Origin of the sequence: Actinoplanes regularis, assembly GCF_900188005.1 — a bacterium.
Lineage (GTDB): Bacteria > Actinomycetota > Actinomycetes > Mycobacteriales > Micromonosporaceae > Actinoplanes > Actinoplanes regularis.
Map to the genome: position 1 here is coordinate 1 of NZ_FZNR01000049.1, position 12475 is coordinate 12475.

The following is a 12475-nucleotide window of genomic DNA, read 5'->3' on the forward strand; positions in this document are numbered from 1 at the left end:
TGAAACGCCTGGTCAACCGCGAGATCCTGACCGAGACCCAGCCCGGCCTATTCACCCTCAGCCAGAAACGGACGTAACCTCACGGACCGGCCTCTCAGACGTTCGATCGAATTCAAGAGTCACTATCGGACGTAGCTTTGCCCGCTGCCACCCGGGGAGGAAAAGTGCTACTACCACCGCCGCGACAGTGCCGACGCCGGCAAACCAGTCGGGCACCGACCCGAAATCGAAGTCCATACCGTCATTGTCCGAACGAGCGCAAGCGGCCTTTGTCGATGAGACGCCCGCCATCCCAGACGCGCAGGCGTCGCGGCCGGGCCTGGCAGTCGGCAGCCAGTTGAGAGTGCCTGCGATCTTGGGCGGTACTGTCCTGGCAGCGTGGGTGTCTAACTCGGTAACAACCGAAGCCAACGACAGTGGACAATCGTGGACGCCGGTGGACCGTTTCGGCAGTTCAGGTAGACATAAGCTGAGGTCAAGATGCCACGATCGTTCCTTGACACGGAACCCAGGGAAGATCAGTCGCTGGAATACTGGCCTGGCCATACCGCGAACAGCCGTGACTGACCGGTTACCGCCCGCTGATAGGCCTCCGTGTCTACCCCTTGTGACACGGTTCCGTCCTCAGCGACCTCGATGTAGCAGGTCGTACGGGAACTCTTTGCCCGCTGCCGCTGCCGCTGCCGCTGCCGCTGCCGCTGCGCGGCATACCTCTACAGCCTCCCCATGGCCGTTAGGAACCATCGGAGTCTATCGGCGCGGCACCGTCAAGCCGGGGCCATGAAAGGCTCCGTCGGACAACATGTCCGTCAATGCGGAATCGAAGCTGGTGATCCCAGGCGGACTGTTTGGAGTGCACGATGGGATCTTCCATGAGCACGTGTATGCCGCTTGGTCAGCGTGGCTGGCATTCGCGACACGCGCAGGGCGGTCATCGTGATGGGGGCGAAACCACCTACGGTTCCGCCCCCTACCGCCCTGTCGGCAACCCTATGCTTGCGGCTTTTCTCGAGGCTTCGGCTTTATCGAGCTGCTGACACGTTCCAGCGCTTTCGTGGTCAGCGCGTCCTGTTCCTTCTCGGACAGCCTCACGTAGGCGAGGGACGACTCGCACCGCTTGCGTAGGTCGTCGCGGTCGAACCAGCGTAAGGGGTGGCGCGGGTCGGCGGGGTCGTAGATGCCTTGGCCGTGGGCCTCCATGATTAGCAGGTCGTGGCGCCGGTAGTCATTGGCTTCTTCTGGGGGAAGTAGGGCGCTGAGCATCTGATCGCGCCAGTCCCACACCGACTCCTCGTCGTCATCCCAGTCCTCTGGATCCCGGTGATTGAGGCCCGGATACATGTCGAGAACGTCACTGGCGCTTGGCGGGTCGGTGTTCATGATGACGATCGACAGGGCGTATTCGTCGGCGAGGCACACGGGCCGGGGGATCCGGCCTTCGCCCAGTTCGTGACCAACCCGCATGATGCGCTCGCCCATCCGTACCAGCCAATGGTTGTTCACCTGGGTGAGCGCCAGCTCCGGCAGATCACGGAGAAGGTCGACTTCCCTGATAGATGCCTCGCCCTTGAGAAAGGCGGGGAAGCCGCATCCGAGGGCATGCTCGGCCTCGAAATCCCCGCTCTTCATTGGGGCGAAGTCAGAGAACACCACCGTGCCGTGCAGCGCCGCAGCCTCCGCTGCGGTGAGCGGGACGCCGGTGAAGGACGCATTGAACAGCCGCGTGTAGTCGTCATCTTCACCGTCGGCGTCGGGTACTTCCGTTGATCCCATCAACTGGTGGAACTCGGCCAGGCTCAAACGCAGCGCTCGGGCGAAAGCCCGAACATTGTCCGCTTTGAACCCGTCGAGCGCCGTAGCGGACTCAAGGCGGCGCCAGGTCGCGACAGAGACCTCAGCTCGGCGTGCTGCATCTTGCTGGGTGAACCCGAGTTCGCTGCGACGCTCTCGGATGGGACTGGCAGACTGCCTAGGGGACATCATTCCTCCTGTGAGCGCTCAGTGAGTACTCAACGAACCTAGCGCTCAATGAGCGCTCACGGAAGCGCGCAGTCGACGGAAGTGAAGATCTGGACGGAACGCGTGGCCACAAACCTCGCTCCGAAGGTGGGGTCAACTGTTGATGATTTCGGATGCAAGGCGAATTTGATCTTCGTCGAAGACTGCGAACGGTGCGCCGAAAGAGCACACGACCTGCTCGACCCCCAGGCGATGCCAGTCGTTGAGCTGGCTGCGGATTTCCAGCGGCGTGCCGACGAGTCGGGATCGTGCCCACTCGCGCAGCTGCATGTTGTCAAGCGCACCGCTCGGTGCCCAATGTTGTAGCCGGCGCCACTGATTCGCGAGGTCGTCGGCGTCGCGGCCGATGAGCGTGGTCAGCCCAACACTCCGGCGTACCGTATCGGGATCGCGGCCACGCTGACGACAAGCTTGCGTCAGCTCTTCCAGCTGATGCTCATACCTGGCAGGGGTGCAGCTCCACGCGGTGTTCCAGCCGTCCGCTGTGGCAGCGATCTGGATGAGCTTGGGCCGCTTTCCGCCCACCCACCTCGGTACGCCTGGACACTCCAGGCGGAGGCCTTGCATCGTGTCGGCCAACGCGGCAACGCGCTCCGCGGCGGACCCATAGGCCAAGCCGCTCTCCCGATACTCCGCTTCGTGCCAGCCCGCGCCGAGCGTGACGTCGAGGCGCCCTGTACAGAGTTGGTCGACGTTGGCGACCATGCGGGCGAACAGTGCCGGATTCCGGAAGCCGACCGGGGTCGCCAACGATCCGAGTCGGATACGTGCGGTAGTTGCGGCGACGGCGGCGAGCAGCGTCCAGCACTCGGCCGGTGCTTGACGCTGCTCCGCTTGGTCGGCTGGCGCCACATTCACAAAAAGATGGTCGGACACCCAGACCTGGTGAAAGCCCAGCGACTCGGCGAGCTGCGCGTACGCCAGTGCGCGCCGGGCGACAGGCTCTTCGGCTGGCTCAGGAAAGGAGAACGGGTAGTGCGGTAAGGCGAGCCCCAGTCGCATCATGTGACCGCCAATACCGGCGCCGGCAGCATGCCCCGTAACGCGGGATGATCCCGAACGTTTCCGGCCAGCAGGCGAACACATTCGCCGAGTAACGGCGCGACCAGTCGAGACCGTCGGTGCTGCACCGCTCGTGGAATTTCTCGGAGGAGCAGAAGCGCCAAATGCCGGGCGATATCCGTCAAGTCCTGGCAGGTGCCTCCCATCCGAACGAATGCCGTGGCCGCTGGTTGCCCGAGGCTGCGGAGCCGAGGCAGGTCGCCTACAGAACAGTCGATGCTGACCCGGGACGAGGTCATGGTCAGCGTTCCCTGCGCGCCATCGATGAGGTCGCGGATATACCAGCCACCCACCAGGTGACTGATCATCATCCGCCAGTCGTGGTATTCGCCGGACCATTCCCAGTCGACAAGGTGCCAGCGGCCATTCGCGCTCACCAAGACGTTGCCCGCGTGCGGGTCGCCATGGCAAGTGACGTGGACAGCCGGGGTACCGATACTCGCCAGGTTGGCGAACAAGTCCGCCCAGGTACCGCAGTCTTCGCCGTTGACGATGAGCCTGGATTCGAACGTGATGTTGCCAGCGAGCGCGTACTCCAGTCCTTGGCGGCCCCGGCGGCAGCGCAGCTCGTGGTTGCGGGTGGCGATCTCCGGCTCGAAGCCCGACACCGCCGTCCTTTGCCATAGGTCGACGAGGGTGTCCACGACGTCGGACCACACCGCTGTCAGCTGGGTTGTCGCGCCGTAGTGGTCTACCGCGTCGTCCAGGGTGAGCGTGCTCGGTGCGGCGGTGACAAGCACGTCCAGGTCTGCTTGGCTCGCGGTGGCAAGGCCGTCCGGCGTGTGATCCGGAAGGTGGCGTGCGAGCAGGCCGCGGCGGAGTTCCTGAACCGAGGCATGGACCCGCGCGTTTCGGGTGACCTTCGTGGCGACCACCGTGTCGTCAGGTTGCCGCAGAAGGTAGACGTCGGCGCCGGATGTGCCCGAGGTGATTCTGCGCAGCATGATGCTGCCGACCTGTTGTTGGCCGGCTGAATCGAGCGTCACGATGCTCCTTCGTCCTATGCGGTTGCGGAGGCGCTGCGAGACCGTTCCGCCTTACGACGGATCTGGGTATAGACGCCAGTCAGGCCCATTGCCTTGCGAACCTCGAAGACGGTCTGCTGGACCTCGCGGCGGGTGCGCTCGGTGCCGTCCACAATCAGCTCGTCGACCCGCCCCTTGTCGTTCTCGTACCGGGCACGGCGTTCGCGCATCGGATCCAGGAACGCGTTCAAGGCATTTGCGAGTTTCTCCTTGACCTCGACGTCGCCGACCTTGCCAGCGCGGTACCGCGTCTTGAGGTCTTCGACCTCGGCCTTGTTCGGGTTGAATACGTCGTGGTAGGCGAACACCGGGTTGCCCTCCACCGTGCCGGGTACATCAGCGCGGATCCGGTTGGGATCGGTGTACATCCCCATGACCTTCTTACGCACCACACCCGGTTCGTCGGACAGCGCGATGGTGTTGCCGAGACTCTTACTCATCTTGGCCTGGCCATCGGTGCCGACCAGCGTGGGCGTCTCGGCCTGCACCAGTTCGGGCACGGGAAAGACGTCGCCATACAGATAGTTGAATCGGCGGGCGATCTCCCGGGTCACCTCGACGTGGGCGGCGTTGTCCTTTCCGACCGGCACGACGTGCGCCTTGACGCAGAGGATGTCGGCAGCCTGGAGTACGGGATAGCCGAGCAACCCGTACGGCATCTCGTCCTTGCCTGCGTCGCGGGCCATGTCCTTGAGCGATGGGACCCGCTCCAGACGTGGGACGGTGACGAGGTTCTGGAACAGGGTGTTGAGGTCACCGACCTCTTGGATGGCCGACTGGAGGTAGAACGTGGCCCGCTCGGGTTCGATCCCGGCCGCCAGGGCGTCGAGCACCATGTCGCGCGCGTTCTGGGTGGCTGCAGCGATGTCCTCGCGGGTGTTTTTCGTGGTCAGCATGTGCAGGTCAGCGATGATGAAGAAGCTCTCGTACTGGTGGTGGAGCTTCACCCGGTTGGCGATGCTGCCGACGTAGTGGCCGAGGTGCAGCTTCCCGGTCGGACGGTCACCAGTAAGCATCCGCTGTGCGGTCATGAGTATTGAGCCTTTCGATGGCGTACGTGATCAACGGAGGGCGCGCAGAGCGCGCACCAACGGGGCGACAGTCGCCTCGTCGATGAGGTGAACCTGGATCATCGACGTGAGTTGCCATCGTGCGCCGTCGCGGAACCGCAGCCCGCAGGCCCGGAGGGTGGCGAGCGCTTGCTCCCGGCGATCCCTGAAATCGATCAGGAGAAAGTTTGCATCAGTCGGCAGGTATCGGATGCCGAGCCGGTCAAGTTCGTCGGTCAGGGCACTGCGCGCCTGCTGGTTCGCGGTGACGTTGCGCCGCATCCCGGCCACATCTGTCAGCGCAGCGTGGGCAGCTGCCGAGGCGAGAGAGCTGAGGCCGTACGGCAATCGCTGACGACGCAGCCGGGAGGCGTAGGCGGCACTCGTCAACGCGTAGCCGACACGGGCCCCGAGCAGGCAATGTGCCTTGGACAGAGATCGGCACACCACAAGGTCGCCGCGCTCTTCGAGGAGCTGTGGCGTCACCACGACCGGCTGTGCCATGTACTCACCGTAGACGTTGTCGATGACCAACTTTGCACCGCCACGCAGCCGCGAGGCGACCGACGCCAACAGGTCGGCCAACGGTACCGAAGTGCCCGACACGGTGTGCGGTATATCCGTCACCACGGCGACGTGTTCGCCGGCCACGGCGCCGGCGAGCCGGTCCAAGCTGTGGCGGCAGTCTCGAGCGTCCCACGGCACCGTGTCGTAGCGAAGGCCATGCCGCTGCGCGAGCTGTTCGTACAGCTCGAACGTCGGGTCCGTAGCCAGCACAGCACCATTGGGTTGCTCCTGCTCCCGCATAATCCAGGCCAGGATCTCGGTGCTGCCGTTACCGACGACGACCTGCTCCGGTCTCACACCAGCGTATCGAGCGATCTCCGCCTCCAGCTCGATGGGGTTCGGTGGCGGCGGTCGATATAGGGTGCGACTGGCATCGCATAGTGTTGCCGGCACGGCGGCGCTGGTACCAGCTCGCGGTGCGTACCGGGTGATCGCTGAGACGACTTCATCGGCATGCTCGAATTTGCAGTCCCGGCAGAGCACCGCGCCAGCCCGGCAGGACTCGGCGGCAACGGCCGCACGGCCGGGTGCGCACAGCAACTCGATTACCTCGAAGGTCGGGCAGATCGTCGGGTCGCCGCCCCGCGACCGCTGATCGTCGGCCGTTGCCCGGCCACCTGTTACCGCCGTCATGAACCTGTCTCGAACGGCGTCCCCCGGCTCGTCGAGGAAGATCGTCGAGTCGGGGCGGTGGACGCTTGCCCGCCCGGTAGTCCCGCGCAGGTCCGGGAGCAGGCGGCGGTACGCGATGTGGGGCGCGTGGACGGCGAGTCGTCGGGCGACGGTGCGCATCAATGCGCTGTGCGGGACTTGACCGGCGTCAACGAGCGCGACGGTCGGATCATCGCCCGAGTCGTACAGGAAGAACGTCATCATCGCGACGGCGTCCTGGAGCAGAGTTAGCGCGGTGGAGCTGTTCCAGCCGTAGACCTGGCGCATCCGGCCGAGTGTCAACGAATCCATCACCCGATCCTCGAAGGCGCGGGTCTCGGGAGCGTCCAAGTCGATAATCCGCGAAGGGTCCTGCCCACCGAACTGCGCCATCCGCTCGATCAAGGTGCGCACAGCCTCTGGCGCGCGCCCGGGCCTTCCGACGAACGTGACCGGAAAGCCTTGCTCTTGAAACCGGGCTATGTCCCGAGCAAGGCTCAGATGCCCGAGGTGGAGTCTGCGCCCAGCGATCCCGACGCGGAGGCTCGCGGTACCTTCCAAGGCGGTGCCGGGCTGCCATGCCCAGACAGCGCCACCAGCTAAGCGACGCATGATCGGCGGTAGGTTTGCGTCTTCGACGGCGAGCGGCCTCAGCCCGAATCGTGCTGCCCGGTCGGCATGCGCAACGGTGACGGCAGCATTTCGGGCGTTGTGCCAGTAGCTCAGCGTGGTCATCGGAGGGACCGCCCGTCGGAGATGCGTTGGATCGCGTTGACGATGCTCCTTCGGCGCAGCGATGTCGTACGCGACCGCGCCTTGTCCCGGTAAAGGTCCGGGAAGCTGGCATCCGCACCGTGGCAGACCGCACCGAACGCCCAGAACCGGGCAGCGGCGATGGCGCGCTCGTGGCACCAGTCATCCACGGTCGCTGTGCCCGCGTAGGCGTACCGCCCGGCTCGCACATATCGAATGAGGCCCCTCGCTTCGTAGGCGTCCACCATGACCTGCGCCTGCCGAAGCCATATCGGCGAGCTGAGCAACGGCTCGGAGAGCGTCCTGGCGACGTAGCTGTCGAAGTCAGGGTGGAGATCGAGGAACGCGAGGTACGAGTCCGCGAGGATCTGATGGCGGGTCCGTTCGGCTGTTCCCTTGTAGCCCGCCTGACGTGTGGCCAGCGGACCGAGGAAGCAGGCGACCGAAGCCAGCAGGTCCTCCTCGCGACCCGGTTGCGTACAGACGAAGGGGCTAAACAACTTCAGGGCGAAGTACCCGCCGTACGTCCGATGCTCGCCGTCGGCTTGCAACGCTGACCACGGCAGGGCATAGACAGTCACCGGCGCTTCGTCATAGCGAGCGTCGATGCGCGTCGGCGGACACCGCTCATTGTCGTGCAGCATCAGGACGTCGATATCACTGGTCGGCGTGGCCGCCCCAGTGATCCGGCTGCCGTAGACGACCCAATTTCGTACCTGCCCGGGCAGTTCCGGCACAGCCTGGTCGAGGGCTTTGGCGAGGCGCGGCAGGCCCGCGAGGAAGGCCGGAGTTGCCAGGTCGCGGTACAGGCCCGTCACCGCCCGCTCCTCGACGGCATGCCGAGCCAAGCATCCACGGAGCGGATCCAGTCGCCGTGCTTGTCAGCGACGATGCCGTCCACGCCCAACTCCCGGAACGCGTCCACATTGGCCTCGTGATCATCGACGTAGAGCAGAGCGTCGCCTGGAGCGGCATAGTCGAGCACCTGGACATAGGCAGCCGGACCTGGCTTGACGTGCCCGGTCTGGCTGGAAATGAGCACTCGACGGACGATCAGGTGCAACTCGACGTCCTGGAGTGCTGGCACCAGCCACTCGTGGCGATGGTTCGACAGTAACCAGACTTGCGCTGACCTCGACCATCGACTGACGCAGGCGGCTGCGGGTAGCGGCATCATGGCGGAGCGGAGCACTGCTGGCCAGGTGGGCGACGGTATACCGACGCCGCAGGCCATCGAGAACGCCGGCCAGAAGTCCGCCTCGTCAAGGCGGCCTGACCACAGCGCGTCCCGGAAGAAGTGACGGAACACGGCGGCCACCCGCTCTTGTGAAGTACCAGCCTGACTTGCCACTGCCTGAAATAGCGGCTTCATAGGCTCGCCCAGCAGGACGCCACAGACATCCAGGATGAGCAGACGCCGCGCCGCAATCTCGCTGGCTTGCGGATCCTGCCCAGATAGATCCATGCGATGCAGCACCTTTCTCACCCGTTCCTCCCAGTTGGAAGACACCGGAGCGGGCGGGTCACGGCCACGATCGCAACGGGGGATTGGCGTCGTGGACCTTCGGCACCCGCTCCGGTGTCGGCATGATCGATGTCGATACGTTCGTGCCTGAAAACCAGCGTGGCCGGTACGGTGTGTGCGTCGGAAGCCGCACGCTGTAGGCCACCGTGGGCCTACAGCGTCACTGGTCAGGGGGACCGCGTGGACGGCGAGACTTTCGGTCAGGTGCTCCGTGACAGTCGGCGCAAGCGCCGTCTGTCGCTGCGCAAGATGCAGCTCCTGACCAGCTATGACTTCACGTACCTCGGGCAGGTTGAACGGGGCGAGAAGAACGGCTCCGTCGAGCTGGCGGCCGTGTGTGACCGGGCACTGGGCATGGATGGCACCCTTGTGGAGAAGTACCGTCGGGCGTCAGCACCACCGACCCCTGCGCCACTGGAGGATGAGATGCTGCGACGGACTGCGATCAAGGCGATGGCTGCCACGCCACTCGCGTTTGTCGACGCCGAGCAGCGAGCCGGTCACGAGCCTCAGGTGGCGCGCCTCGAACACCAGGCGGAGATCTACCGCCACCTGTACCACGGCGCGAGCGCTCCGGCTGATCTCCTCACCCTGGTCCACGACCACCTCGACGACGCTGCACACCTGATGCGTGACCTGTCCGACGGCGATCTCAAGCGTCGCGTCCTGCGAACCCGCAGCGAGGTCGCCACGCTCGCCGGACGGCTCGCGTTCTTCGACCTCTGCAGGCCTACCGAGGCACGCGGGTACTACGGGCTGGCTCACGAATCCGCGACTCAGACCGGCGACGATCTGCTCGCGGCCGCGGCGCTGGGCCATCTGGCGTTCCTGCCGGCAGCCGAAGGCAACGCCTCCGCCGCAGTCGACTACCTCGGCGGAGCCGCCCAGCACGCCCGACGTACCGGGATGCCGATCGTCCAATCCTGGATAGCCGCCGTGGAGTCCGAGGTCCTGACACCCGTCCACCCAGCCGGCACGCTACGCGCCTTGGAGCAGGCCACAAGGCTGCTGGCGGGGCCCGCTGACGACGCCGTTCCGGCGTGGTTCGACTACTACTCCGGCGACCGGCTGGACGGCTTCCGCGGGCGCGCTCTACTCCAACTCGGCCGCTCCGACGAGGCACGAGCATCCCTGACGTCAGCGCTACGCGGCCTCGGCCCCGGCGCGGTCAAGCAGCGAGCGGTGTTCCTTTTCGACATTGCCGCCTCCTATCTCGGCAGCACCCCAGACGTCGACCGTGCTTGCGCTCTTGCCGGGGACGCTGCCGCCACGCTCGCGATAGCCGGCTACGCGACGGCCGACAGCCGGCTTCGGGAGTTTCGAGGTCAGATCCGAGCATGGGATCATACGTCCGCAGTTGTCGAATTCGATGAGCGATTGGGTGCGCTGACCGCATGACCGACCAGAGCCGTATCACACGTCCGATCCGTGCTGTGTACTTCGACGTCGGCGAGACACTGATCGACGAATCCACCGAGTACGGCACCTGGGCGGACTGGCTGGGCGTACCTCGACACACGTTCTCGTCGGTGTTCGGCCAGGTCATCGCGCAAGGCCGCGACTACCGTGAGGTATTCCAGCACTTCCGCCCCGGCTTTGACCTGACGCTGGAACGGCAGCGGCGAGCCGAAGCGGGCCTCGCAGAACACTTCAACGGCCGAGACCTCTACCCCGACGTACGGGAGTGCTTCGCCGCGTTAAAGGCGGAAGGGTACTTCGTCGGCGTCGCGGGAAACCAGACGGCCCGTGCCGGACGTCTACTGCATGAGTTGCACCTCGGCGCCGATATGATCGCCACGTCGGACGACTGGGGAGCTGAGAAGCCCAACGTCGCGTTCTTCACCAAGCTGATCGAGACGTCGGAGTTCGAGCCCGACGAGATCGCGTACGTTGGCGACCGCCTCGACAACGACATCCGTCCAGCGATCGAAGCCGGTCTCGTGACGGTCTTCATCAAGCGTGGACCCTGGGGATACTTCTACGCCGATCGCCCCGAGGTGAAGCAGGCTGACGTACGGATCGACAACTTGATCGAACTCCCCGCCCGCCTCCGGGAGTGTCGACCGAACCGCTGACCACAACAGCTGGCACCGGTAATCCGGTGAGAATGGTCTGGTTTATACCGATCTTTTCGCTTGGATGCTTTTGTTGCCTTCGGTAGCGGCCTGATGTAGATCTCTGAATCTGCGTTCGATCGTTCCGGCGCCAGTAGCCCTGGAGTTGGCGATTTTGACGACGTCGCCTGTTTTCGGGGCATTGATGATGAGGCCGCTGCCGAGGTACATGCCGACGTGGTGGGGGTAAGCGCGGGTGCCGAGGCTGCCGGGCAGGAAGATTAGGTCACCAGGAAGAAGCTGGGCAGCACTCGGAACGGTGATGCCGGCGTTGATCTGGTCGGTCGTGATACGGGGGATCGTGATCCCGGCGGCGCGGTACGACTGCTGCATCAGGGACGAGCAGTCGCAGTGTTTGTTGAGGTTGGTGCTGTGCGGGTCGGTGCAGCTGCCGCCGAAGTGGTAGCTGGTGCCGAGCTACCCGAGTGCCGAGCTGATCGCGGTGATGACCGGGGCGGGGAGGGCGAATCCGTCGGGGAGCTGGTCGGTGGCTATGGCGGTTGCATTTGCAACCGCCATAGCCACAGCACCGAATGAAGCACCAACCCGGCCACGACCAGGGTCAGGAACGCGAAGCAGGCCGCGAGCAGGCAGGCGCTCACACACCGTACACCTGTCTCAACTCGTGCATGAACACGTCGGCTGTGGCCACGTTGACCAACTGCGCGAGGTCGGGTTGTCCTGGCAGTACGACGGGACCGCAAGGCGCAGTACCTGCGTCCCGGGCAATACCGCGAACGGCGCGCTGTTGCCGTCGACAATGCTCAGACCCGGCGGCGAGTTGCATTGATCGATGTGATGAACGTGGCGGCTACGTGCCGGGATGGTGTAACTCTTTGGGACTGGGTCAGTTCTCACCTGACGGAGTAGACGGGGGCGTGATTGTCCCAGTATCCGCCGGCTGGGGATGCCGGCCAATGTTGCTGTGCAGGTAACTGTGGTCGTCGGCGTGGCGGCGACGCAGAAGGATGGTGAGAACCGCCCGGGAGTCGCGGCGGCGTTGGGGAGTGCGGGCCAGAAGTGCGGTCACGGCGGCGGCAGTCACGGTTGCGGTGTACACCAGTGCGCTGACGCTGGTGAGTAGGGCCCCGTCGTGGAACGCGGTGAGTAGCGTGTGCATCGGTGACTCCTGGTTCAGCCGAGGTCATGGCTTCACCTTTCTCGACTGTCCGGAGGGCCTCCGTCGATCGGTTGGCAACTATGGTTCGATGATGGCCAGCTCACCGCGTGTGAAGAAGTGTCCGGTCCGGTCCGGATCCGGATACCGACCCTGCTGCGATTATGGTCGGCTGTGACCAGTGTTGCGCTGAGCGCGCGCGACAGGTTCCTCAATGCTCTGGCTGAATTGCGGCAAAAAGCCGGTAATCCCTCATATTCCGTGCTGGTCCGGCAGGCCGCTGCCCAGCAGCCGACGATAGAGATCAGTTCGCAGCGGTTGAGCGACTGGTTTGGTGGCAGGGCGCTGCCTTCCGATCTCGCCGTGGTGCGGTTCCTGATCGGCTACCTCCAACCTCGCGCCGTGCGGAGTGGTAACTATCAGGAGCGGCCGTTGTCGTGGTGGCTTGCCCTACATCAAAACGTTGTGGAGCAACGGCAGAACGTCAACCGTGACGTGAGAGGCCGGTCCGTGAGGTTACGTCCGTTTCTGGCTGAGGGTGAATAGGCCGGGCTGGGTCTCGGTCAGGATCTCGCGGTTGACCAGGCGTTTCA

10 protein-coding genes and 1 pseudogene are annotated in these 12475 nt (G+C 64.8%); 3 read left to right on the forward strand and 8 right to left on the reverse strand.

Annotated features, from left to right (window positions below):
* Positions 1-990 precede the first annotated feature (990 nt).
* From CHC09_RS44550 to CHC09_RS44575, 7 genes are all read right to left on the reverse strand, one after another.
* Positions 991-1980, reverse strand: a complete 990-nt coding sequence (locus CHC09_RS44550; RefSeq protein WP_179277570.1) for a helix-turn-helix domain-containing protein — start codon at positions 1978-1980, stop codon at positions 991-993.
* Between the two features lie 132 nt (positions 1981-2112).
* Entirely contained in the window at positions 2113-3024 is a 912-nt protein-coding gene (locus tag CHC09_RS44555; protein ID WP_179277571.1) for an LLM class flavin-dependent oxidoreductase, read from the reverse strand.
* Positions 3021-4067: a phosphotransferase gene (locus CHC09_RS46025; RefSeq protein WP_143232952.1), complete on the reverse strand. Its 1047-nt coding sequence runs from the start codon at positions 4065-4067 to the stop codon at positions 3021-3023. Before CHC09_RS46025 ends, CHC09_RS44555 begins: the two co-directional genes overlap by 4 nt.
* Positions 4068-4081: 14 nt before the next feature.
* Positions 4082-5137: a tryptophan--tRNA ligase gene (gene trpS, locus CHC09_RS44560; RefSeq protein WP_089299330.1), complete on the reverse strand. Its 1056-nt coding sequence runs from the start codon at positions 5135-5137 to the stop codon at positions 4082-4084.
* A 30-nt stretch (positions 5138-5167) separates the two neighbouring features.
* The gene (locus CHC09_RS44565) at positions 5168-7108 is read right to left on the reverse strand and encodes an aminotransferase class I/II-fold pyridoxal phosphate-dependent enzyme (RefSeq protein ID WP_089299331.1); all 1941 of its coding nucleotides are present in this window, start codon (positions 7106-7108) and stop codon (positions 5168-5170) included.
* Positions 7105-7944 carry a nucleotidyltransferase domain-containing protein gene (locus CHC09_RS44570; RefSeq protein WP_179277572.1) on the reverse strand — a complete coding sequence of 280 codons (840 nt, stop codon included), beginning with the start codon at positions 7942-7944 and terminating at the stop codon, positions 7105-7107. The genes CHC09_RS44565 and CHC09_RS44570 overlap by 4 nt, the downstream gene beginning before the upstream one ends.
* Entirely contained in the window at positions 7941-8612 is a 672-nt protein-coding gene (locus tag CHC09_RS44575) for an HAD family hydrolase (RefSeq protein ID WP_143232953.1), read from the reverse strand. The genes CHC09_RS44570 and CHC09_RS44575 overlap by 4 nt, the downstream gene beginning before the upstream one ends.
* Positions 8613-8831: 219 nt before the next feature.
* Here CHC09_RS44575 and CHC09_RS44580 point away from each other — a divergent pair, with 219 nt between their 5' ends.
* Together CHC09_RS44580 and CHC09_RS44585 are read left to right on the forward strand one after the other, a co-directional pair.
* Positions 8832-10049 carry an NsdA family TPR-like regulatory protein gene (locus CHC09_RS44580; RefSeq protein WP_089299334.1) on the forward strand — a complete coding sequence of 406 codons (1218 nt, stop codon included), beginning with the start codon at positions 8832-8834 and terminating at the stop codon, positions 10047-10049.
* Entirely contained in the window at positions 10046-10726 is a 681-nt protein-coding gene (locus CHC09_RS44585; protein WP_089299335.1) for an HAD family hydrolase, read from the forward strand. The genes CHC09_RS44580 and CHC09_RS44585 overlap by 4 nt, the downstream gene beginning before the upstream one ends.
* A gap of 42 nt (positions 10727-10768) precedes the next feature.
* Here the strand turns inward: CHC09_RS44585 and CHC09_RS44590 are convergent.
* A pseudogene (locus CHC09_RS44590) lies at positions 10769-11371 on the reverse strand (C40 family peptidase).
* Between the two features lie 685 nt (positions 11372-12056).
* On the opposite strand from CHC09_RS44590, the gene CHC09_RS46030 reads away from it, so the two are divergent.
* Positions 12057-12428, forward strand: coding sequence for a hypothetical protein (locus CHC09_RS46030; RefSeq protein ID WP_143232954.1), 372 nt, complete (start codon positions 12057-12059; stop codon positions 12426-12428).
* Positions 12429-12475 lie beyond the last annotated feature (47 nt).

Coding starts and splice junctions, on each gene's coding strand:
- CHC09_RS44550 (WP_179277570.1), bottom strand. CDS start 1,980: ATGTCCCCTAGGCAGTCTGCCAGTCCCATCCGAGAGCGTCGCAGCGAA.
- CHC09_RS44555 (WP_179277571.1), bottom strand. CDS start 3,024: ATGATGCGACTGGGGCTCGCCTTACCGCACTACCCGTTCTCCTTTCCT.
- trpS (WP_089299330.1), bottom strand. CDS start 5,137: ATGACCGCACAGCGGATGCTTACTGGTGACCGTCCGACCGGGAAGCTG.
- CHC09_RS44565 (WP_089299331.1), bottom strand. CDS start 7,108: ATGACCACGCTGAGCTACTGGCACAACGCCCGAAATGCTGCCGTCACC.
- CHC09_RS44585 (WP_089299335.1), top strand. CDS start 10,046: ATGACCGACCAGAGCCGTATCACACGTCCGATCCGTGCTGTGTACTTC.